We start from the raw sequence: 24,956 nt of genomic DNA on the forward strand, positions 1-24,956 counted from the left end.
TATGAATGATTAGCATATTAATAATGTTGAAAATAACAAAAGGCTACCCGTTATTCTATATCGTTTGGGTAGCCTTTTATTACATCTTACGTGTTACACTTTGGATCTTTAATGCAATTATTTACGATTCCGATGCTTGTCGATACACTTCCAAATATTCTTGCGCAGATACCTGCCAGCTATATTCACCGGTTATCGCATTTTTCACAACTTTTTTCCATTCTTTTGGTTGATGATAAATGGATAATGCACGACGAATTGTAAACAACATATCATGAGCATTATAGGCTGCAAATGTAAATCCAGTACCTTCTCCTGTAAATTCGTTAAATGACTGTACAGTATCATTTAATCCGCCTGTTTCGCGCACGATAGGAATACTACCATAACGCATCGCTAACAATTGACTGATCCCACAAGGCTCGAACTTAGAAGGCATTAAGAACATATCACTACCTGCATAGATACGGCGTGCTACGCCTTCGCTGAATCTAATCTCCGCCGCAAGCTTGGTTGAATGACGAGCCACTGCTTCGCGGAACCAATCTTCGTATTCTTGCTCACCTGTGCCCAAAATAACAAATTGCACATCATCATAATATAAAAATTCATCCAGTACACGAGTCACTAGATCCAATCCTTTAGATTCAGTCAGACGAGTAACCATCGCAATCATAGGAATTTTGGCATCAATAGGCAATCCCAATTCTTCTTGCAAAGCTAGTTTGTTAGCTGTACGCTTGGCAGTTGCACTACGATAATTACTGGTTAAATACGTATCTGTTGCCGGGTTATAACTTTTCGTATCGATTCCATTTACAATTCCATGCAATCGATCTCCCAGAGAACCAAGCAATCCTTCTAATCCATAACCATAGTATGGCATTTTGATCTCTTCAGCATATGTTGGGCTTACTGTAGTCACTTGATCAGCGAACACCAATCCACCTTTCATAAAGCTTACATTTCCATGATATTCGATTCCATCTGATTGGAAATAACGATCATCCATACCAAGCAAATCTCCTAGAACAGAGTAAGGGAAAATGCCTTGATATAATAGATTGTGAATCGTAAATACGCTGTGTACGTTAGCGTAGAATGGGTTATAACGATATTGTGCTTTAAGCAACATTGGTACCATTCCGGTATGCCAGTCATGAGCATGAATAATATCCGGTTGGAAATCGACTTCAGGTAAAATATCTAACACTGCGCGGTTAAAGAATGCGAAGCGCTCTCCATCATCTCCATATCCATAGATACCATCACGACCAAAATAATATTCATTATCTATCAAATAAACTGTAACGCCATTTTCGATATATTGCATAATTCCGCAATATTGACTACGCCATCCCACTTGCACTTGAATAACTTTCAACAAAACCGATTTTTCGCGAATCGGTGCCGGAATACTTTTATAAAAAGGTAAGACGATCCGTACGTCTGCCCCTTCTTTTTGTAGTGCTTGAGGTAATGCTCCTATAACATCAGCAAGCCCCCCTGTTTTGATAAAAGGATTCGCTTCTGCTGCTGCAAATAAAATATTCATCGTTTATGTCCTCCTTCTATAATTTGCGTCTATTTGAAGTTCGACGCTTTAAAATAATGACACTAAGTGGTGGTAAGGTCATTTCAATACTTTGTTCTTGCTGATGGAACGGAACTTTCTCCGAGAATAATAACGATTCTGTTCGTCCACCTGTTCCGCCAAAGCGAGGTTCATCACTATTCCAGATCTCTTCATAAGTGCCTGCTTTGGGTACACCTACACGATAATTCACCTGCGGAATCGGTTGGAAATTAATCGCTATAATCAGTGTATCGTTTGTTTTCTTTCCTTTACGCATATACGTAATTACACTGCGTGCAGCATCATCTGCATTCAACCATTCGTATCCTTGCCACTCATGATCTTGTTCCCATAGAGCAGGTAATTGAAGGTATAGATGATTTAGCTCACGTGTATAACTTTTCATTTTCTGATGCATATCGTACTCAAGCAACAACCAATCCAATTGATCTTGATCTTTCCATTCGATAAATTGTCCAAATTCGCCACCCATAAATAACAGCTTTTTGCCCGGATGAGTCATTTGATACGCAAGCAATAGACGCAGACCTGCAAATTTTTGCTCATAAGCGCCCGGCATTTTATCTAACAACGATTTTTTGCCATGTACTACTTCATCATGGGACAGTGGTAATGTAGCATTTTCAGCAAAAGCATAGGTGATAGGGAATGTTAAAAGATTATGCTTTTCTGGACGTTGCTCAAAATCAGATTCCATATAATCGAGCGTATCATTCATCCAGCCCATACTCCATTTATAATTAAACCCAAGTCCATTTTCATGCGCAGGCTTCGTCACACCCGGCCATGCACTTGATTCTTCTGCCATCATTAACGCATGCGGGTAATATTGGAAGATCGTTTTGTTAAGCTGTTGCAAAAATAAAATAGCTTCTTTGTTTTCAGCTCCACCTTGTTCATTCGGCTTCCAACCTCCAACTGTTTCTCTACCGAAATCAAGTCGAATCATGCTGGTAACTGCATCAACACGCAGACCGTCAAAGTGGAACATCTCCATCCAATATAGTGCGCTTGAAATCAGAAACGAACGAACTTCTGGCTTGCTAAAATCAAACGATAATGTACCCCATCCGATTTTCTCTGCTCGATCTGGATCAGCATACTCATATAATGGTGTACCATCAAACATCCGCAGTCCATGTGCATCTTTGGTGAAATGCCCGGGAACCCAATCCAAAATCACTCCAATATTCGCTTGATGACAAGCATCTACGAAGTACATTAGCTCTTGTGGAGTTCCATAACGACTCGTTGGCGCAAAGTATCCTGTACTTTGATACCCCCATGATAGATCATACGGATGCTCGGTTAATGGCATCAATTCTAAATGCGTATATCCCATATCTACCAAATAAGGAATCAACAAATCTGCTAGCTCACGATAAGTGTAAAAGCTACCATCTTCTTTTTGTTTCCATGTACCAAAATGCATTTCATAAATATTGAGTGGTTTGCGATAAGGAGCACGACGTTTGCGTCTCCATACCGCATCGTTCCATGTATATCCAGATAAAGAAGCAACTACCGAGGCTGTAGCTGGACGTACTTCAGCATAGTGAGCATACGGATCAGCTTTGAGAAACGAATCACCATTAGATGAAGTAATATGATATTTATATAAAGTGCCTTCATGAATATTCGGTAAAAATCCTGTCCATACTCCCGAGTTTGGAAGTTTATGTAATTGATAATGTTCTCCATCCCAGTTGTTCCAATCGCCTGCTACGCCAACACGTGCAGCATGAGGTGCCCATACACTAAAACGCACACCGGACTCTCCATTTTCTGATGTCACATGAGATCCAAAATGACGATACGTATGAAAATTGGTGCCTTCATGAAAAAGATAAAGCTCTTCTGGAGTTGGCTCTCCGTAGACTGTCCGTTTTTGACTCAAAACATCACCCCGCTAACTAATAAATGTATACATCATTTTATCATCATTTGATATGTTCTTTATCTATTCTAATTTATTATTGCCCTGATTAGAATAGGTAAACCATTTAAGTCACTAACTACAACTATTACCCTTATTTTGCACACTTGAAAAGACTACATTTGATGAAGAAAGGGGAACATAAGATTAAGAATGAAAATATTTTACAATAACTTGTTTCAAGCAATATCTTTCAAGGTTATAAATTATTACATCATCATGAGCGTTGTCATTATATAGTTGGAGGGAAAAGTTAATGAAAAATCAAAAGTGTGTTGCTATGTTGCTGGCCGGAGGAGAAGGGCGCAGACTCGCACCACTTACATCAATTGTGGCCAAACCAGCTGTACCGTTTGGCGGAGACTTCAAAATTATCGATTTTCCTCTTAGTAATTGCGTGAATTCAGGCATCGATACGATCGGCGTACTGACGCAATATGAAGCTGCTTCGCTTCATGACCATATCGATCAAGGGGATGCTTGGTCCACATCCAATCTTCAAATGAACATCTCTCTGTTGTCTTCAGAAGCAACAGGTGAATATATGGGAACAGCCGATGCGATCACGAAAAATATCGCTTATCTTGATGCGCTTAATCCTGAAAATGTTTTGATTCTTTCTGGTGATCATATTTATCATATGGATTACAGTGATATGATTGCTTACCATGAACAACATCAAGCGAAAGCTACTATTTCGGTGATGGAAGTACCATGGGAAGAAGCTAGTCGCTTTGGTGTTATGAGTACTGACTCTTCAATGAATGTTACTAAATTCTCTGAAAAGCCTGCTCAACCTGAAAGTAACCTGGCATCTATGGGTATTTATGTGTTTGACTGGCAATACCTAAGACGTCATCTGATTGAAGATGCTACCAAAGCAGATTCTAATCATGACTTCGGTAAAGATATTATTCCGCAAATGCTTGCTGAGCATCAAATTGTTGTTGCTTACGAATTCCAGGGTTACTGGAGAGACGTTGGTACGATTGATAGCTTATGGGAAGCTCATATGGACATTCTAAGTGACGGTCAACAATTCGAGTTGAAAAATGAAGCTTGGCCGATGTTCTCCCCTAGCTTAAATGTAGAGACTACTATTGTTCGTGAGCGTCAAGTACCGAATTGTTCTATGGTAAGTGACCAAGCTATTTTAGAAGGTGATGTACAACGTTCTGTTGTATTCAACAATGCTGAGATTGGTAAGTTTGCTCATGTTCGTCATAGTGTAATTATGCCTGGTGCTGTAGTTGGCAAGCATGCTCAAGTAGAATATGCTATTGTTGCTGAAGGTGCTGTGATCAAAGAAGGCGCTGTGATTAAAGGTACTGCTAACGATATCAAAGTAGTGGCTCCTTACGAAATCATTCATGCTAAACCTGTGGTTCGTACACAACCTGCACGTTTACTTCAAGAAGTATACGAGAAGTCCAGCCGACTACGTGCTGGTGGACTATAATTTAATTACGATAAAATACTGTTCATTCATTTATTGAATGATAGTCATTATAAATAAAAAAGCGGTAGCCATCAGGCTATCGCTTTTTTATTTATAATGTGGAGCGCGATTGCAATGCTCTCCACTCATCTTCAAGAATACTCATTTCATACACACTGTAATATTGTCCATCTAACCAAGAAGAATCTCGCATTAATCCTTCTTTGCTAAATCCACAAGATTCATATAACTTGATAGCAGATACATTATAATCGTACACACCCAATGTGATACGGTGCATTCCTAACGTATCAAAACCGATCCGTAATAACTCGTTAAGAATTTGGCGACCATATCCTTTACCTCTAGCTTCAGGATCACCGACTAATAATTTGGAGATACGTGCAGATCGATTAGTACGATCAATTCTACTTAAAGCAACATGACCAACTTTGTGATTGGTTATTCGATCGACTACGATATAGATCAATTGATCTGAAAACATAGGATGATTGGCACCTTCTATATGAGCTTCCAGATCGGAAGTATCTAGTGGATATTCCCACCCTATTCCACTCCACTGTTGCAAGAATTTAGCGTCTCCTGACCATTCTAATAACTGATCAAAATCTTTTTCCAGAAAATATTCTAACCGAATCTGATGATCTTCTGCGGGTGGAAGCTTCTCATAGAGACTTGCCAAGCGACCTTTTACATCATGAGTTCCCATATAGCGAAAATCTTGACTCTGATAAAAACGATTCAATGTAGGCAAATGCGCCATACAATCTAATCGAAGCCCTTTTTTACCAGATGTTAATGCATAATTGGTAGCCCACTGAATCAGAATAGCACCTAATCCAAGACTCCGAAAATCTTGATGCACCGTCAACCGATGCAAATATAAATAACGATCATCATCTAGATGTTGCCAGTAATCGGGATCTCCTGATTGCAGAGTAAACATCGCTGCTGGTCGATCATCTACATAAAGAAGAAATACTTCTCGCTCCGCAAAATAACTATGGATTAATTCAGGAGTAAACATTTCCTTTTTCCATTGTTCAATTCCTTGAGATTCCATCCATTCTGCCGCATTGACTAACAAAGAGGTTACCTGTTCGGCATGTTGCTCATTGGCTTGGATAATACGAAGTTGCAAATCTCCAACTTGAGGTTGTTGTAATGTCAAATGGTGTTCCTCCTTACATGATCAGTTTACGTAAGCTGTAAAATTTCTTGTTGTTTTGTTAAAGGTAGCTCAATCATAACGGTTGTACCTTTTTCCAGTTCACTATCAATATACATATCTCCATTATGCAATTGTACAATCTGCTGGGTGATGGCAAGCCCAAGTCCTGTACCGCCTCGGTTCGGATTCACTTGGAAAAAGCGATCTTTTACTTTTTCTAAATGTTCTTGGCTAATACCTATACCCGCATCTTGAATCGATATGCGTACTCGTTCAGGTGAAACTTCTGTCAGCATAATAAAGATAGTAGATTCTTCCGGTGAAAATTTGATCGCATTATCGACAATATTTAGAAAGACCTGTTTTAGACGGTTTCCATCAGCTTGTACGATAAAAGGGCGTTCGCCCGGTTCTAATTTGAGCTGAATTTTTTTCTGTTCTGCTTTGGCCCAGACATTCAGCATCGTTTCTTGTAATACTTCTTTGAGATTCACTTCACCTATAACCATTTTCATCTGATTTTGTTGTAATTTTGAGAAATCAAGCATTTCTTCAACCAGTCCAATCAGACGATCGGTTTCTTTAGAAATAATACTCATACCAAGCTTTGTCTCTTCAGGATCAAATCCTCCCGAAACTAACGTCTCACTCCAACCTTTAATACCTGTAAGAGGTGTTCGTAATTCATGTGAAATCGAAGAAATAAAATCGTCTTTGATCTGATTACTACGAATAATTTCTTCCGCCATATAATTCAGAGTAGAAGCAAGCTCACCAATTTCATGAGGATAATTACCTTTGATACGGGCGTTAAAGTCCCCTTTTGCCATTAGCGTAGAGACTCCAATAATATTGTTAAGTGGTCGCACAATAGAATTCGCTAATCCTAGACTTACTACCAGCACAATAATTAAGACAGCGGCTCCCACACCTACAGCAACCATAGTAATCGTTAATAACTTCTGATTTACACGCTCTAACGATGTCACATAACGCACCAGATAATTATCACCGTTCACTTGAATTTGTCTGGTCACTGCCATAACATTTTCACCAGTACCTGCTTGCTTACCAATCCAGCGACCAGTAGAACCTGCTAATGCTTGTGGAATATCACCAGTCTGGATCGGCTTATCTACTCTAAAATTGGTCGAGTTTTGCAAAACATTTCCCTGAGTATCCAAAAGTTGAACTTCAACCGTATCGCCTAACTCATAACGCTGAATAATCTCTTGATATTTCACAGGGCTCGACTGATCGCTGATAAAGTTTTGCGGTACATCTGTAGAACTATTGAGATAATTGTAAATACTGTCGTAATAATACGTACGCATAGAGAATAAAAACACTAACTCTACCAAGAGCAACGCCAGAAATACAACAATAAAGTAATGCAAAACAATCTGGCGGCTAATGCCTTTTTTGATCATTAGGACTCCCGGCCTCTCCATTTATAGCCATGTCCCCACACCGTTTGTAGGAATTCAGGTTCAGACGGGTTGTTTTCGATTTTTTGACGCAAACGACGAATATTTACATCTACAATTTTGGGATCACCCATATACTCTTTGCCCCATACATGATCCAACAGTAGATCACGACTAAGCGGTGTATTTTCTTTTTCAAGGAAAAATTGAACCAATGAGAACTCGGTTGGTGTCAATTCGATCTGTTGTCCTTTTTTCTTAAATTGTTTGGAGATCAGATCCAGTGTAAATGGGCCGGATTCAAAGGATACTTTGGTATTCGATTCACGTTGTACATTGACACGACGTAACAAAGACTGAATACGAGCAATCAATTCAGTAGGGCTAAATGGTTTGCTGATATGGTCATCTGCACCAACTGATAAAGCATATACTTTATCTTGTTCTTGTACTTTAGCTGTCAAAAAGACAATACCAATACGTTCATTTTTTTCACGAATACGACGACATACTTCAAAACCGTCAATACCCGGAACCATGACATCAAGCAAAGCAATATCAATATCAGGAACAGTTTCTAACATATGCAAGGCTTGCTCACCGTTCTCTGTCTCTATCACTTCAAATCCATTTCGCTTCAAGTTAATAATAATAAAACTGCGGATTGATTCTTCATCTTCCATAATTAACACTTTACTCATAAAAATAGACCTCCTCAATTCAATATCAGATTATTTTTTGTATTTTGCCAGAGTGCAATATATTGATCATTGGAGGTTGTAATAAGCTCCCAATCTTTATTTGTCTGATTGTTCCATTGAGCTGAAGTAAAGAAGCGAACTTCTGCTACTTTTTCTCCTGTATCTTTCAATATAAAGCGTAAATCTTGATCTTTGTTAGACTTCGTATCGAGAGTGATTTTATCGTTCCATTCCGGTGCAAATTTCAACACAAATCGTCCTTGATCATCTCGGTATTGCTGACTAACTAATTTGAGTTTGTTATCTCCATCCCACTGATAATAATATATAAAATAAGGGATTTCGCTTGTTTCGATATTTTCCCAGCCTAATGGAATTTGTAGCATTCCAATTTCCAATATGCCATCTCCATTTACATCATCACTATAGATCAAAGAGTCTTTGAATGTAGCGGCTTTGCTAATCGGGAATACATCTCGAAGCTTATTATTGTCCATAACAATCAAATGAGTAAATCCAGAGAATGAACCTAGTAACTGATCCATAATGATTCCATTTTGATCTTTGGATACTTTTCCAGCGACTACATTATAAAATCCTAACGTAATTGTTGAATCCAGATCGATCGAATCGACTTCTTGGAACCCATCTTTGTAACGGAAATTCGTGATTGTTAAATAACTATTACGGCTCATGTACATCGTTGTCAGATCATCAACACCATCACCGTTCATATCCAAAATCTCATAATAAGTGTAAGGCTTTTTGTCTACAATATTCAACTCACCTTTGTCATAACTATAGATCACCAGATTTTTCTGCATGCTATCTACACCACTATTCGTCGTATTGATCGCATTTGAATATCCAACAATCAGATCTTTATGTCCATCATGAGTAATATCTTTGATTTCTACACTTTCCAGCACATATCCTTGCCCTTCAATATCTCTTTTTTTAATCCAGTCAGAACCGGATTGTTCAAAAATCATACCGTTGATTCGAGCATCGGAAGTCGTGTAGAAAGCAATAGCTTCCATTTTGCCATCTCCATCAAGATCCGCTTGTTGAATCCAATCATTGGCATTACCATTTTTGGGGTTGGCAAGCTTGGCACCAGGGGGTAAAGCTGCTTGTATCGTACTACTTAATGTCTGCTTATCCGAAGGTAACTGCGGTAATTGCATAAGCCCTTTCGGATCTGAAATGAGTTCACAACCGCTTAACAGGATCAATAACGTTGTTATTGTCGCCAAGCGTACCCATAGATTCCATTTCAATAGTATCACTCTTTTCATTAACTAAATCTGTTATAACAATCGACGTTCTGCACTGGTCAATCTCCGACCTTTAATATCAAAAGCAATATGTCCTTCTTGCAGTCCAATAATACGAGTCGCATATTTTTCTGCTAATTCTAAAGGAATCACTGTAATAATAGTGACACGCTCACTACTGCATAATGCACGCAGTGTTTTGATTACATCTTCTCCAGATTTGGGATCAAGCCCTGTGATAGGTTCATCTGCAAGAACGACTTTCACACCATGAGCAAGAGAACGAGCTATTGCTACACGTTGACGTTCGCCACCGCTTAATGTGCTTGCTTTTTGATGAGCTTTGTCGAGCAATCCTAGACTTTCTAATACATCCATCGCTCCCATATAATCGTCTGAACGCACCATACCTGTGAGCATGCGCCAGATTGGTGTCTGTCCAGCTTGTCCAATCAATACATTTTTAAGAGCTGTTCGTTCAGGATGAAGCTGAGGGCTTTGTTCTACATAAGCCCATTCACGCGAGATTTTGCGTTTACCGCTAAAGCCTGCTTTCATAATATCGATATCGCCTACTTGAAAGCTACCGTCTGTCCATGATTCTTTCATCGCCAGACATTTAAGTAATGTACTTTTACCGCTACCGCTCGGCCCCAAAATAGCAATCATTTCACCATGTTGAATTTCCAGGCTAATCCGATCCAATACTTTGGTTTTATTTTCACCGACCGTTTTTGTGAGATTCTCTATTTTGATCATCGACATCTATCGTGAGCCGCCCTTCTCTATCTGGTGATTACTGGAATGTGTATGATTTCTATCGCTTCTCCTATTGATCTGTAGCACTTTGGTATGCACATAGAACCATTACTTATTAGTTTAGGGGAAAAAGCAAAGAAATGCCATCTACTGTACCTGATTATTTCGATTTTTCTTTAAATATAAAACCAGTAGCAGCAAAAATCATATAACAACCACCCAAAACCCAAAACAAACTAGCTGGTGAACCCATCTCTATTCCTTTTCCTCCAAGCGCTGGCCCAATAATACTACCTGCATTAAAATGAAAAGAAGCTAATACGTTAGCAGCAGGCAAATACACTTTCGGTAACATATCAGCCGCATACGCTAGTCCTAAAGAAAAGAAAGAACCGATCAATCCACCGGCTAAAGCAAAAATAGCAGCGATTGCGATCATATTCGTTTCTGCCATCGGAACAAATAAAAATAGTAATCCACCCAGTCCTCCGCAGATCATCAACATCTTTTTACGTCCATACCGATCACTTAATATCCCCAAAGGAAGCTGAAGGATTAATCCCCCGATACCGATAAAAGGAAGTAAGAACGCAATATCACTTGTTGAAAATCCAACTCGTAATCCATACACAGGGAAATTACTGTTCATAGCAGCTTCCATATATCCATACAAGAAAGCTGGAATAAGCGCATACCAGGCCCAGCTATAACTTTTCGTAAATCGACGTTGTGCAGGTTCATCGGTTGCGGTTTTCTCTGGTGTTCCATGTGGCAATTTCCAGATGACCAGAATAACCACAATTAAGAATAATCCTGCCAGTAATAGAAACGGAGCATATACTCCCCAATCAAGCAATTTGATTCCAAGCGGGCCGATACTGAAACCTATACCATACGACATACCATAGATTGAAAGATTACGACCGCGATGTTCGGAAGGCGTCATCATCAATACCCATAATTGAGCAGAATAATGAACAGCGCTATCTCCAACACCGACTAATAATCTTAATACGAACCAAAAAATAATACTTGGGTACAGTGGAAATAACGGTAATGTAATCAGCACCAGCAACAAACCGCCAAGCATTAACTTTTTAAATCCTAAAACGCCTAATAGTCGTTCTGCGACCAGTGTCATGCCGAATGAACCGATATACAATACAGCAGCATTTAAGCCGTTTAATGTTGAAGACACACCCATTTTTTCCAGAAAAATAGCCAGTACAGGTAACAACATCCCCTGACTGATACCAGCTACGATAATAGCAATAATCAAAATAGCAAAATGAACTTTGGATACAGAATGAATCGATTGCGAATGCTGGGACGATGTTTTGAGCACGATAGTTCCTCCAATTATGTAATGAAACAAGATGTAAATGAATCATAGAATTTCTCTTTTGCAAAATACCATCCGAACATTATAGTGGACAATATACAAGTAAACAAGCCATAATAACATGATAATAACCGATATATTGACTTGATTGTAGACGTATAAAAAGGTTATATTGTTACACTATGTTGAATCTGAAATAAGATTCATCTATTGTTGAATAGATATTATTTGGGAGGGTTCTGGTTTCATGAGCTATGACGTGAAAATAGATGTGTCTCCGATCTACGATTTACTCGGAAGTTTTATGGTCTATGTGACCAAAAAATGGATTCGTGATATCGATCTGGGTTCAGAATGGATCAGAGACATCGACAACCAACTAAGCCCTGGAGTGCGTTCTGCTATATTAGAAGCATCTTCGTGGCCTTTTGATGATTTTGATGTATTATATGCCTGGGCAAGCTGTCGTCATGCTGACGGTTCTGTTCGTGATTTTTTAAATCATTTAGAAAATGCTTCTGAAGATGAGATGTGGAATGAGATTCACGAACTGCTACCGACTATGACTTTACTCGATACTAGACGTATTCAGACCAGTTATGCTCCACTATTAAAATTATGGTATGAACATTACTTTCATCATATAGAAGATGAAATTCTTGAATTAATCACAGAAGATGCCAAAGAGAAAAAAGGGTTACTGGACAAAATGGACCCTAGTGCATTAATTGAATATGCTTCAGGCGGCTTAGTGGTAGATCCTTTTCCCGAGTTAAATACGGTGATCTTATTCCCAACGGTACATAACCGCCCAATCAATACGTATTGCTTTTACGAAGGCGTGTTATTGATTCAATATCCAGTTGATGTACCTGAACAAGATGAAGAAGATCCACCAAATGTTCTTTTACGTATGACACGAGCATTATCAGATCCAGAACGCCTACGTATGCTGCGCTACATTGGCGGTGAACCACGTTCTTTACAAGATATGGCTCACTATCTATTACAACCTCAAGAGTCGCTTATGCATCATCTGATGATGCTTAGAGTGGCAGGCTTACTGCGTATCCACCTCGGTAGAGGGGATATTGAACGTTTTAGTATTCGACAGGACGGTGCTTCTGAGCTTCAACTGTTCCTCGAATCGTATATCCGTATTTAAGGAGTGAATCACATGAAAGACATCCGACATCAGCACCTTATCTTTGATATGGATGATACGCTGATCCATTGTAACAAATATTTCAATCTCATTTTAGACGAATTTATCAGTCTGTTATCCGAATGGTTCAATCATCCAGCAGTAACGATGGACGCTATTCGTCAAAAACAAATCGAAATTGATGTAGCTGGTGTGCATAGAGTAGGTTTTGCTAGTGAACATTTTCCCAAATCATTAGTTGAAACGTATCATCATTTCAGTCAATTAGTAGGACGACCTGTACATGAAGCAGAAGAAAATCAATTGCGTCTACTAGGCAATAGCGTATATGAGAAAGAAGTAGAACCTTATCCTGGCATGGTAGAAACGCTAGAAATTCTTCAACAAGCAGGTCATACTTTATATCTGTATACCGGCGGCGAGACTGTTATTCAGCAACGCAAAATCGATCAGATGAAATTAACATCTTATTTCGATTCTCGCATCTTTATCCGTCAGCACAAAAATATTCATGCGCTTGAAGAGATTATTAATTCTCATGTGCTTCCACGTCAGGACACATGGATGATCGGTAACTCTTTACGTTCTGATGTTCAACCTGCTCTACATGCTTCTCTCAACACTATTTATCTGAAACAATCCCATGAATGGGCATATGATGTAGTTCAACTTCAACACGACGACAATCTTCCGTTCTACACCATATCGCAATTGGTTGAAGTTCCTCAGGTCATTCATGAAAGTCTATCACAACAGCAAAAGAAACGGACATCGGGTTAATTCCCGGTCCGTTTTTTTGTTTTTCATTAAAAACTTTGTTTTCCTTTTACTGCATAACATAGATTAGCCATTATCTATGATTATTTATCATCATCTACTACGTTTATTTCACAGCTTCTACGATCAATTTGCCAGATTCCTGATCGACCAGTTTGATTCGTCCTTTATGCGTTTCATTTCCTTTTTTGAAAGCAAGAGCTTGAGTCTCGCCTTTTTGTAATAACGTTTTGAGCATAGAGACCGATATTTTTTTACCGGCAAATTCTTTCCAGATCACAAAAGTACATCCTTGTTTGAAATGCGAACAACCGTATCCTTTGCGCCCTTCTATAATTTGTCCGCCACAATTAGCATTCGGGCATTTACCAAGTGCTGTATGTTCTCCAGCCGCTCCCATCGATACAGTAGCTGTAGCCGATTTGGCTGTTGATGCAGAAGAAGTGGATGCTGATTTAGCAGTTGATTTGCTTGTAGCACTGCTTTTACTACGATTGGTTGTACTTGCACTTCCTTTACTTGCAGTAGTACGTGTAGATTTCGATGAACGGTTACCTTTGCCTGTTGAACGTGATTCATCGCCAAATCGCCCGGCAATAGCAGGTGATTGTGTTTTTACTTTTTCGATTACAGAGGCGGCGAATTTCTTCACACTTTCTAAAAAGCGATCAGAATCTGCTTCTCCACGTGAAATCTGATTAAGCCGACGCTCCCATTGCCCTGTCATTTCTGGCGAAGTGAGAAGTTCTACTCCAGCCGCACGAATCAATTCGATAGCAGCACGTCCTTTTAACGTTAACTCCATCTTTTTACCTTGAGTATTAATATATCCGACTTGCTTCAGTCGTTCTATCGTTGCCGCTCGTGTAGCTGGTGTACCCAGACCCGACTCTTTCATCGCATCACGCAATTCTTCATTCTCGATCTGCTTGCCTGCACTTTCCATCGCTTTGAGCAAAGTACCTTCTGTATAATGCTTGGGCGGTTGAGTCGCTTTTTCTTTCACTTCTGCTTTGCTACATTGCACAGGTTGCTTATCATCAATAACAAATGGTTCTTGTACTTCTTCCTCTGGCTCTTCTTCTTTACCATTTTCACTTTTGGTTGAAGATCTACTGGAAGATTTGGATTTATCTTTATCAGGCAATGTAGCTTTCCATCCCAAAAACAATAATTCTTTGACTGCTGTTTTGAATGTTTCCTGCTCTACAGTGGTCATTACAGTATGATGCTTGTATTCAGCAGGTGGATAAAATTGTGCTAGAAAACGGCGTACAATCAGATCATACAATTGCTGTTCTTCTTTGCTCAGTGTACCCGGCTTTTTCAACGTAGGTAAAATCGCATGGTGATCTTCCACTTTAGAAGGATTGCAAACCGCTTTATTGTTAACATGGACGCGTTTGCCTTCTGCGCCTTCTGCCAATTGTTCATACGGCGTGTTTTTGAGCATTCCTAACACTTTATGCATGCCATCAATATTTTGTTCGGTAACATAGTTAGAGTTCGTACGCGGATAGCTGATGACTTTATGCTTTTCATACAGAGCTTGCGCGGTATCAAGCGTTTTTTTGGCTGAGTAACCAAATTTGGCATTTGCATCCCGTTGTAGCAAGGTAAGATCATACAGTTTGTATGGGTACTCTTTACTTTCCCTGATATCGTATTTGGTAATACGTCCTTCTTTACCTTTTACTTTATCAACAATCGCTTGTCCTTTGGCTTGATCGGTAATACGATCACCTTGCCACACACCTGTATAACTTTTATTGTCCTGCTTGAATGTAGCTCTCACTTCATAAAACGTTTGCGAATCAAACGCTTCGATTTCTTTCTGGCGATCATAGATTAAAGCTAGTACGGGCGTCTGTACACGTCCTACAGACAATAAATTATTATGTTTAATCGTAAAAGCGCGAGACGCATTCATCCCGATTAACCAATCCGCTTCACTTCGTGCTCTCGCTGCCCGGGTTAAATTCTCAAATTCCTGTCCGTCTTTTAATTCAACAAATCCTTTGCGAATACTTTCCGGTGTAAGATCTGATATCCATAAGCGCTTGACAGGCTGTGTAAGCTTCAATTGACGCTGGATTAACGCAAATATATGCTGACCTTCCCGCCCGGCATCACAGGCGTTTACAATGCGGTCACAGCGCTTAGCAAGTTCTCCGATCGTATTCAATTGATCTTTGGTTCGAGGGTTAGGTACAATTTTGAATTGCTCTGGAATAATAGGAAGATCGCCGAAGTTCCATTTTTTATATTTGGGATCATAAGCATCGGGTTCTGCAAGTCCTATTAAATGACCGATTGCCCAAGTAATAATATATTGTTCCCCTTCCAAATATGTACGGTGATTGCGTGCTTTAGGCTCCATCACAGCAGCAATATTCCGTCCCATATCAGGCTTTTCTGCTACGATTAATATTTTCATTTCGTTCATTCCTTTCCGGGAATGGATTGTATCTTAGCGGCAAAAAGGGACCACACCCTGGAGTGTAGCCCCCTTGCCCACGTACTTGCTATTGCTATTTATTATAACATAGCATCGTTCAAATTTCGATTGAAGTTTTGTGTTTCTATGTTTATGCCTACCTTGAAATAATAATGATTGATAAGACAGATCAACATAATAAAAGCTACCGTCAGCTAGAACTATTCTTAGCTAACGATAGCTTTTATTAAATGATATCTTGGTATGGCATTGGCTATCACATAGAGATCACTCTACTGCTTCATTGATCTATAACTTCTGTTATACAAGCACTGTTGAACCCATCAAATATTTATCCACTTCACGCGCAGCTTCGCGTCCTTCATTGATCGCCCATACGACTAGACTTTGTCCACGACGCATATCACCAGCAGCAAATACTTTATCTACATTGGTATTGTATTTACCATAACGTGCTTTAACATTCGTCCAGCGATCTGTTGCTAGACCTAATTGTTGTGGCAACGTTTGTTCAGGACCATCAAATCCGATAGCAATTAGTGCAAGTTCCGCAGGGAATACTTTTTCTGTACCCGGGATTGGTTGGTAGATTTTACGACCGGTCTCATCGACAATACGTTGAATCTGAATCGTATGCAACTCTTTCAAGTTACCATTTTCATCACCAACAAATTTAGTCGTCATGATTGAGAATTCACGTGGGTCACTACCGAATATTGCTTTTGCTTCTTCTTGTGCATAATCCAATGTGTACACATTAGGGAATTGTGGCCACGGGTTACTAATAGGATCACGTTCTAAAGGCGCTTTGTCATGCGTACCGAATTGAGTGACTGTACTGCAACCATGACGAACCGAAGTAGCTACACAGTCAGAACCAGTATCACCGCCGCCGATCACAATAACATTTTTATCTTGAGCAGATAGATAATTACCATCTTCAAGATTGCTATCCAGATAACTTTTAATCGAACCGTTTAGGAAATCCATAGCATAGACAACACCGTTTAACTCGCTGCCTTCAATATTGAATTCACGCGGTTTCGTTGCACCGCCACAAAGTATAACAGCATCATATTCATCAACCAATTGTTGTGCAGGAATATCTTTTCCAATTTCTGTACCTGTAATAAATTCGATACCTTCTGCGATCAAAAGGTCAACACGACGCTGAACAATACCTTTGTCTAATTTCATTGTTGGAATACCATACGTTAGCAATCCACCAACACGATCAGACCGCTCATAGACAGTAACAGAATGACCTGCTTTATTTAATTGTGCTGCACACGCCAGACCGGCTGGACCTGATCCGATAACCGCTACACGACGACCTGTACGTTTTTCAGGTGGTTGTGGAACAACCCAACCTTCTTCAAAACCTTTTTCAATAATCGCTTCTTCAATGGTTTTGATCGTTACCGGTTGTCCGATCAGACCTACCGTACACGAACCTTCGCACGGTGCTGGACAGATACGCCCTGTAAATTCAGGAAAATTATTTGTTTTGTGTAGACGCTCTAGCGCTTCTCTCCACAATCCACGATACACCAAGTTATTCCATTCAGGAATCAAGTTATGAACCGGACAACCAAAAGTTCCACCAGCCATATCCATTCCTGTGTGACAGTAAGGTGTGCCACAATCCATACATCTAGCGCCTTGTGTACGGAGCTCATCTTCTGCCATATGTTTGTGGAACTCTTGCCAATCTTTTACGCGTTCAAGCGGATTGCGATCCGCGGGAATTTGTCTTTTGTATTCCATGAATCCAGTTGGTGTAGACATTTTAACATTTCCCCCATCCGTTCTGTCACTGCTAAGCTTGTTGTACAGATATTTTTATGATATCCAATCTTGTTACCTTCTCTTTATTTAGTGAATCTAGATGTCGTCTTACTACTTGTAAAACACAATACTTGCTTGTAATAAGTTTATTTTCTAGATTATCATTCACACAAATAAATACAAAATGGATTATGCGCATGATTGTTTGTACTTTTTACATAGAGATTACACCGTGGTGAAACATCTTGCAAGCTTATTTCTTGGCGTTGCGTACTTTTCCACTGTAATTATTGAATGTTGTGATAAAGCATATACTTTTAATACATGTTCAAATGCATATTAGTGCTGATTATAGTTTACTGCATAGATAGCTGATTTTTATTTTCGCATAAATATCTCATAAAATGATTAAATATGCAAATATTCTTTAAAATAATAATTATAATCGTTTTTGTCATCTCGCACACCTTGAGTAGTAGAAACTTCTTTCCATTTCGACCAATCTACCTCTGGAAAATACGTATCCCCTGCAAAATCATGATCGATGTCTGTAACTAACAAACGATCTGCATGATCCAAAAACTGCTTATAAATTGTAGACCCGCCGATAACCATTAATTCCTGCTCTGGATCTGCAAGCTGGATCGCTTCCTCTACTGAATATACAACTTCAGCATCATTAGCTTTAAAATCATGACTTCGTGTCAGAATAATATTACGACGATTGGGTAGCGGCTTACCACCAAATGATTCCCATGTTTTGCGTCCCATTATTACCGTTTTGTGCTGAGTCTGTTGTTTGAAATAAGCCATATCGCGAGGCAATCGCCAAGGTAAGTCGTTATTTTTGCCAATGACTCCGTTGTTTGCTTGCGCCCATATCATTGTAATCGTCATTCCACTTACGACCTCCATATGTCCAAAATATACGTTAAGACAGGTTTATACTGTATCATATCATCAAAACCTGTCATTGGCATCACATTATTATCCAAATCCCGAACCTTTTATAAGCTTACATACTCAATCATTTGCCAAAAATCAATATATAAAATATTTTATAGATAGTCATTCATAAATTTAATCATTACCTATCTTTTAGTTGATTTGCTTCTTTCTTTTTGCTGATCTACTTCGTTTTTTATTGATGTAGTAATTTAATTTTAATCTACTGGATGCACAGACTTGAGAGTAATACATATGGCGCTTCTCAAAATTATTTACTATACAAAAAAACTCTTAATTCTTTTTCTTGTTATAGAAAAGATGTTAAGAGTTCTTTGTAAAACAACAGAATATGCTATTTTATTATACCGAAATAGGTGCTTTGATTCCTGGATGATACTCGTAATTTTCAAAAACAAAATCATCAAAATGATAATCAAAAATCGAATCCGGTTTGCGAGCCAGACGAAGCTGAGGCAACGGATATGGTTCTCTGGTTAACTGTAATTTCGCTTGCTCCATATGGTTAGCATAGATATGAACATCTCCACCCGTCCATACCAGATCGCCCACTTCCAGATCGCATTGCTGTGCAACCATATGAGTGAGAAGTGCATACGAAGCCAGATTAAATGGTAATCCTAAGAAAGTATCTACCGATCGCATCTGGAACATGCAGGACAATTTGCCGTTAGCTACATAAAATTGGAAAGCATAATGACAAGGTGGCAAAGCCATCGAATCTACTTCTGCTGCATTCCAAGCATTTACAATATGGCGACGTGAGTCTGGATTGTTTTTAATACTTTCGATTACCGATGTAATCTGGTCAATCACTTCTCCACCGGGACCGCGCCATGTTCTCCACTGTGCTCCATAGACACGTCCTAGATTTCCTTCTTCATCTGCCCACTCATCCCAGATCGTAACGCCATTATCTTGCAAATATTTAATATTTGTACTCCCACTAAGAAACCATAACAATTCATGTATAATCGAACGAGTATGTAACCTCTTCGTTGTTAGTAAAGGAAAACCTTTTTGCAAATCAATACGCATTTGTCTACCAAAAACAGATGTCGTTCCTGTTCCGGTACGATCTGATTTTTCTGCACCATGATCCAAAATATCTTGTAATAGCTCTAAATATACTTTCATAATTCACCTCATCATAAGACTTCGCTAAAAGTTCAATATAGAATATACCCATATCCGTATCTATCTAGCTTCTTATTATGATAGTAAAAATCAGATCAACATACAACTCTTAGATATTGATAAAATAGATAATAATTATATTCAATACTAAAATACATGTATGAAAACATAACGCTGAACAGCGAAGTACGGTTTTATACATTTCACTATAATGCTAAAAGCTACATAGTACTCTAAAAAGGTTCTAAAAAACACAAACACCCATCTGTATAAAACAGATGGGCGAACGTTTAGACGTTAATAAATATTAACGAGTTTCACGATGGATCGTGTATTTTTTTAGACGTGGGCAATATTTTTTCAACTCAAGACGTTCTGGATGATTTCTTTTGTTCTTGGTTGTAGTATAATTACGGTCGCCAGTCTCTGTGCATGCCATAGTTACGATAACGCGCATGTGAATTCACCTCACTTCACTAATTAATAGACAAAAATATTCAACTATACTAATGTACCCTAATTGTGAAAAATGTTCAACTTCAATTTTCAGAAAAACACCATATTCATTAAAGGATAGGTTAAATCTTTTCTCAATCTGTTCACTACCGAACAGATATGATGTCCAACAGCCTTTTCTATTATATCATAGATTGTTGTATATTTACATTGAATACGCTTGATTTTTTGAAAAGAAATGTACAACATAGGATATGAATTCACCTGCAATTATCACCAAACAAATGTGTTACAGCTTCATTCACATGATCCTCTTCCGGTGTTACCCAGGGTAACGGATTATTCAGTGTGAACCAATCTAGCTCCATCTCCTGATCGGTTAACAGACACTGATCTAGTTCAGACTCCATTTTCAATTGATCCAATTCTATGCCGATAAAAACGACCTCTGTCATACGATCTCCCCACTGCTGATCCCATTGTTCTAATAGTTCTGGTTCTTCTGCTAAAACCTGCTGTCGTTCAACTTCAGGTAATGCTGCTACCCAATGACCAGCAGGACCAAATTGAATCGATGTGCCTGCTTGTCCTAATGTAGCTGCTACATCTTCGCCTGTAGCTAACCAGACTAATCCTTTAGCTCGTATAATCGATTCAGGCCATTCTTCCATAAAATCGTACAATCGCTGTGGTGCAAAAGGACGTCTACGTCGATATACAAAAGAATGAATACCGTATTCTTCAGTTTCAGGAGTATGATGATCTTTTTGTAACTCTTGCATCCATCCTGCGGAAGTAGAAGCTTTCTCCATATCGAATAAATGAGTATTTAAAATTTCTTTAGGATCAATTTGACCTTTGGTAGTACGGAGGATACGTGCACTCGGTTGAAGTTTATGAATAACCGCTTCTAATTTATTTAATTCTGATTCACCAACAAGATCGCATTTATTCAAAATAACTACATCACAAGTCTCAATCTGATCGATCAATAAATCGACCACATCCCGAGTATCATCCTCCCCTACCGCTTCTCCTCGCTCTAAAAGAGTTTCACCAGACTCATAATCATGCCAGAACCGATTACTATCTACAACAGTCACTAGACAATCCAGACGTGTAATAGTCGTTAAATCAAATGCTAGTGAGTCATCTGCATAACTAAATGTCTGAGCAACAGGAATAGGTTCACTAATCCCAGACGACTCTATCAGGATATAATCAAATCGACCTTCTTCTGCTAACTGCTTTACTTCTAATAAAAGATCATCCCGTAATGTACAACAGATACATCCATTCGAAATTTCTACTAGCTTTTCTTCTGTTCGAGATAATGTACTTCCTGATTTGATTAAACCTGCATCAATATTCACTTCACTCATATCATTGACGATCACAGCTACTTTTAATCCATCACGGTTATTAAGTACATGATTAAGAACTGTTGTTTTGCCTGAACCTAAATAACCACTAAGTACGGTTACTGGAATTTTCGATTGTTGATTGATTAACATAATATTATCCCCCATCACACTTTTAATCGTAATAATTACTATTAAAAGATTATACACCTAGTGATAGCATAATTGTCAATTATTTTGTGGAAGATCCCTATTTTATGTATTCACAAAAACAGCAAAAAGCCGTCAGAAATGTATTCTGACGGCTTTGAGTAACCACTCATGCTATATACAGTAATGTAGATAAGAGTACGATGATATATAACATAATTGTTTATTTATTATTTTTTGCGTGGAGCGATAACATGGATAGGGTGACCCATAACCAATTCAGCCGCTTCCATTACGATTTCACCCAATGTTGGATGCGCATGGATAGTCAATGCCAAATCTTCAAGAGTTGCGCCCATTTCGATAGCAAGACCCATTTCAGCGATCATGTTAGAAGCTTCCAAACCTACGATTTGAGAACCAAGAACAAGACCTGTTTCTTCGTCTGCTACGATTTTCACGAAACCTTCTGTGTTGTTCAAAGAAGTTGCGCGCCCGTTACCTGCATAAGGGAATTTACCAGCAGATACTTTGTAACCTTTTTCTTTTGCTTCTGTCTCTGTGTAACCAACACTAGAGCATTCTGGATCTGTAAATACAACAGCCGGAACACATTTGTAATCAATTACAGAAGATTCACCAGCAATAACTTCAGCTACTACTTTAGCTTCGTAAGAAGCTTTGTGAGCTAGAGCAGGACCAGCAACGATATCACCGATAGCAAAGATGTGAGGAATGTTTGTGCGTCCTTGGTGATCAATTTTGATCAAACCACGATCGTCTAATTCCATCTCGATTAGATCAAGACCCAACTCACCATCAGTGTTAGGACGACGACCAACTGTTACTAGCAAGTATTCTGCTGTAACTTCTTTAGCTTCGCCACCAACGCTGAATTTAACAGTTACATCTTTATCTGTTTGCTCTGCGCTTTCCGCTTTCGCGTTCGTGAAGATTTCCATACCTGATTTCTTCATGTTTTTAGCAACAAGGCTAGTCATATCTTTATCGAATCCTGGCAATACTGTATCCAGACCTTCGATGATTGTAATTTTAGTACCGAATTTAGCATACATTTGGCTAAGCTCAGCGCCGATGTAACCACCGCCGATAACAACCATGCTTTTCGGAATTTCAGGTAAATTCAATGCTTCTGTAGAAGAAAGAATACGTCCACCAAATGGGAATGCTTTAAGTTCGATTGGACGAGAACCTGTTGCAATAATACAGTTTTTGAAACGGTAACGAGGAGATTCATGATCGTTGAATACACGTGCTTCATTTTGGTTAATGAACATGCATTCGCCTTGGAATACTTCTACTTTGTTACCTTTCAACAATCCAGCTACACCAGAAGTCATTTTTTTAACAACGCCTGATTTGAATTCTTGAGTTTTGGAGAAATCCACTTTTACATTTTCAGCTGTAATACCGAAAGCTTCGCCATGTTGTGCAGCTTCAAATTGGTGAGCTGCAGAGATTAGCGCTTTAGAAGGAATACAACCACGGTTCAAACAAACGCCGCCTAGTTCGGATTTATCTACGATCAAAACTTTTTGACCCAATTGAGCTGCACGAATCGCAGCTACATATCCACCAGGTCCTGCACCAATAACTAAAGTATCAATATCGAGTGAAGCATCGCCTACTACCATTGATTACACCTCCATAACCAGCAACTCGGGATTAGCGAGAAGTGATTTGATAAAGTTCATAAAGTTCTGTGCTGTTGCACCATCGATAATACGGTGGTCAAAGCTTAGGGATAGAGCCATTACAGGTGCTGCTACGATTTCGCCATTTTTAACAACAGCTTTTTCGCTGATACGTCCAGTTCCCAAGATCGCAACTTCTGGGAAGTTGATGATTGGAGTAAAGAACATACCGCCAGCAGAACCGATGTTAGAGATAGAAATTGTGCTTCCACGCATTTCATTAGCAGACAATTTACCTTCGCGACCACGTACAGCCAAATCATTGATTGTGCTTGCGATCATGAAGATGCTCTTACGATCTGCATCTTTAACAACAGGAACGATTAGACCGTTATCTGTGTCTGTAGCAATACCTACATCATAATGTTTTTTGTAAACAATTTCGTTAGAAGCTTCGTCGATAGAAGCGTTCAATGCTGGGAATTCACGAGTAGCAGCAACAAGTGCTTTTACGATGAATGGCAAGTATGTTACTTTGATGCCTTTTTTCTCAGCAAGTGGTTTCATACGCGTACGGAAAGCTACCAATTCTGTAACGTCTACTTCGTCCATAATCGTTACATGTGGAGCTGTGTATGCAGATTTAACCATAGCGTTAGAGATCGCTTTACGAATACCTTTGAATGGTACGCGCTCTTCGTCTCCACCTGTTGCGATAGCTGTAGGAGCTGCCGCTGGTGCTACTGGAGAAGATGTTTTTTCTTCTGCTGCTACTTCTGTAGTTTGAGAAGAAACTTGTCCTCCACCTTGTTTGAAAGATTCTACATCTTCACGTGTAATTTTACCGTTGTTGCCAGTGCCGCTAACTTGTGCTAGATCAACACCTTGCTCACGAGCAAATTTACGAACGCTTGGAGTAGCTAGAACATCTTTGTTAGGAGCTGCTGGTGTAGAAGCATTTGTTTCTTTACCTTCTTTTGCATCAGCAGGGCTGTCAGCAGCAGGAGATGAAGTTGTATCTACTCCGCCTTGAACAGATTCTTGTTCTTGACCGCTCTTTTGTTCTGGAGCTGTTTCTTCTTCGTCTTGATCTGGAATGTCACCTTCAGCTTCGATAATTGCTACCGTTTCGCCTACATGACAAACTTGACCGTCTTTTGTCAATACTTCAAGTACTGTTCCATCAACTGGACAAGGTACTTCAACTACTGCTTTATCATTTTGTACTTCCATGATGATGCTATCGTCTGTTACTTTATCACCTGGTTTGATATGCATTTTGATGATTTCGCCTTCATGCAAACCTTCACCAAGCTCTGGAAATTTATAAATAAATTTTGCCACTTGCAAAACCTCCCTATTTAGATTGCTGAA

At 39.1% G+C, this 24,956-nt stretch carries 19 protein-coding genes; 3 read left to right on the forward strand and 16 right to left on the reverse strand.

The window, feature by feature from the left end; genetic code table 11:
- Positions 1 to 121: 121 nt before the first annotated feature.
- Both glgA and glgB read right to left on the reverse strand, forming a co-directional pair.
- Positions 122 to 1,555 carry a glycogen synthase GlgA gene (gene glgA / locus QE450_RS09730; protein WP_273612616.1) on the reverse strand — a complete coding sequence of 478 codons (1,434 nt, stop codon included), beginning with the start codon at positions 1,553 to 1,555 and terminating at the stop codon, positions 122 to 124.
- 16 nt (positions 1,556 to 1,571) lie between these two features.
- A complete protein-coding gene (gene glgB / locus QE450_RS09735) occupies positions 1,572 to 3,494 on the reverse strand; it encodes a 1,4-alpha-glucan branching protein GlgB (protein WP_273612617.1) in 1,923 nt (640 codons plus the stop codon).
- Positions 3,495 to 3,789: 295 nt separating this feature from the next.
- Between glgB and QE450_RS09740 the strand changes: the two genes are divergently transcribed.
- Positions 3,790 to 4,992 (forward strand): glucose-1-phosphate adenylyltransferase, encoded by a 1,203-nt coding sequence (locus tag QE450_RS09740; RefSeq protein ID WP_273612618.1) that lies wholly within the window; start codon positions 3,790 to 3,792, stop codon positions 4,990 to 4,992.
- Between the two features lie 91 nt (positions 4,993 to 5,083).
- Here QE450_RS09740 and QE450_RS09745 read toward each other — a convergent pair whose 3' ends face one another.
- The 6 genes from QE450_RS09745 to QE450_RS09770 form a co-directional block, all read right to left on the reverse strand.
- Positions 5,084 to 6,163 (reverse strand): GNAT family N-acetyltransferase, encoded by a 1,080-nt coding sequence (locus tag QE450_RS09745; protein WP_307298912.1) that lies wholly within the window; start codon positions 6,161 to 6,163, stop codon positions 5,084 to 5,086.
- Between the two features lie 26 nt (positions 6,164 to 6,189).
- The gene (locus QE450_RS09750; RefSeq protein WP_273612620.1) at positions 6,190 to 7,593 is read right to left on the reverse strand and encodes a sensor histidine kinase; all 1,404 of its coding nucleotides are present in this window, start codon (positions 7,591 to 7,593) and stop codon (positions 6,190 to 6,192) included.
- Positions 7,593 to 8,291 carry a response regulator transcription factor gene (locus tag QE450_RS09755; RefSeq protein WP_069325954.1) on the reverse strand — a complete coding sequence of 233 codons (699 nt, stop codon included), beginning with the start codon at positions 8,289 to 8,291 and terminating at the stop codon, positions 7,593 to 7,595. Before QE450_RS09755 ends, QE450_RS09750 begins: the two co-directional genes overlap by 1 nt.
- A gap of 14 nt (positions 8,292 to 8,305) precedes the next feature.
- Positions 8,306 to 9,571 carry a hypothetical protein gene (locus QE450_RS09760; RefSeq protein ID WP_273612621.1) on the reverse strand — a complete coding sequence of 422 codons (1,266 nt, stop codon included), beginning with the start codon at positions 9,569 to 9,571 and terminating at the stop codon, positions 8,306 to 8,308.
- Positions 9,572 to 9,601: 30 nt separating this feature from the next.
- Positions 9,602 to 10,327 carry a phosphonate ABC transporter ATP-binding protein gene (locus QE450_RS09765; protein WP_273616315.1) on the reverse strand — a complete coding sequence of 242 codons (726 nt, stop codon included), beginning with the start codon at positions 10,325 to 10,327 and terminating at the stop codon, positions 9,602 to 9,604.
- 160 nt (positions 10,328 to 10,487) lie between these two features.
- Entirely contained in the window at positions 10,488 to 11,672 is a 1,185-nt protein-coding gene (locus QE450_RS09770) for an MFS transporter (protein WP_367317624.1), read from the reverse strand.
- Positions 11,673 to 11,916: 244 nt separating this feature from the next.
- On the opposite strand from QE450_RS09770, the gene QE450_RS09775 reads away from it, so the two are divergent.
- Positions 11,917 to 12,834 carry a winged helix-turn-helix domain-containing protein gene (locus QE450_RS09775; protein WP_301262038.1) on the forward strand — a complete coding sequence of 306 codons (918 nt, stop codon included), beginning with the start codon at positions 11,917 to 11,919 and terminating at the stop codon, positions 12,832 to 12,834.
- Between the two features lie 12 nt (positions 12,835 to 12,846).
- Positions 12,847 to 13,614, forward strand: coding sequence for an HAD family hydrolase (locus QE450_RS09780; protein ID WP_273612623.1), 768 nt, complete (start codon positions 12,847 to 12,849; stop codon positions 13,612 to 13,614).
- A gap of 103 nt (positions 13,615 to 13,717) precedes the next feature.
- On the opposite strand, the gene QE450_RS09785 is transcribed toward QE450_RS09780, so the two are convergent.
- The 8 genes from QE450_RS09785 to QE450_RS09820 all read right to left on the reverse strand — a co-directional run bounded on the left by QE450_RS09785 (position 13,718) and on the right by QE450_RS09820 (position 24,926).
- Positions 13,718 to 16,048 (reverse strand): type IA DNA topoisomerase, encoded by a 2,331-nt coding sequence (locus QE450_RS09785; RefSeq protein WP_307298924.1) that lies wholly within the window; start codon positions 16,046 to 16,048, stop codon positions 13,718 to 13,720.
- Positions 16,049 to 16,369: 321 nt separating this feature from the next.
- Entirely contained in the window at positions 16,370 to 17,857 is a 1,488-nt protein-coding gene (locus tag QE450_RS09790) for a glutamate synthase subunit beta (protein WP_204823856.1), read from the reverse strand.
- A gap of 408 nt (positions 17,858 to 18,265) precedes the next feature.
- Complete coding sequence (locus QE450_RS09795; protein WP_307298927.1) at positions 18,266 to 18,754, reverse strand: dihydrofolate reductase; 489 nt, start codon at positions 18,752 to 18,754, stop codon at positions 18,266 to 18,268.
- 411 nt (positions 18,755 to 19,165) lie between these two features.
- Positions 19,166 to 19,960, reverse strand: a complete 795-nt coding sequence (gene thyA, locus QE450_RS09800) for a thymidylate synthase (RefSeq protein WP_301262041.1) — start codon at positions 19,958 to 19,960, stop codon at positions 19,166 to 19,168.
- 307 nt (positions 19,961 to 20,267) lie between these two features.
- Positions 20,268 to 20,417, reverse strand: coding sequence for a 50S ribosomal protein L33 (gene rpmG / locus QE450_RS09805; RefSeq protein ID WP_083243303.1), 150 nt, complete (start codon positions 20,415 to 20,417; stop codon positions 20,268 to 20,270).
- 259 nt (positions 20,418 to 20,676) lie between these two features.
- The gene (locus QE450_RS09810; RefSeq protein ID WP_307298934.1) at positions 20,677 to 21,930 is read right to left on the reverse strand and encodes a GTP-binding protein; all 1,254 of its coding nucleotides are present in this window, start codon (positions 21,928 to 21,930) and stop codon (positions 20,677 to 20,679) included.
- A 227-nt stretch (positions 21,931 to 22,157) separates the two neighbouring features.
- The gene (gene lpdA / locus QE450_RS09815) at positions 22,158 to 23,582 is read right to left on the reverse strand and encodes a dihydrolipoyl dehydrogenase (protein ID WP_273612628.1); all 1,425 of its coding nucleotides are present in this window, start codon (positions 23,580 to 23,582) and stop codon (positions 22,158 to 22,160) included.
- A gap of 3 nt (positions 23,583 to 23,585) precedes the next feature.
- Positions 23,586 to 24,926, reverse strand: a complete 1,341-nt coding sequence (locus QE450_RS09820) for a dihydrolipoamide acetyltransferase family protein (RefSeq protein ID WP_307298938.1) — start codon at positions 24,924 to 24,926, stop codon at positions 23,586 to 23,588.
- Between the last annotated feature and the right edge of the window lie 30 nt (positions 24,927 to 24,956).

The sequence above is a fragment of the Paenibacillus sp. SORGH_AS_0306 genome, assembly GCF_030819345.1.
GTDB lineage: Bacteria > Bacillota > Bacilli > Paenibacillales > Paenibacillaceae > Saccharibacillus > Saccharibacillus kyungheensis.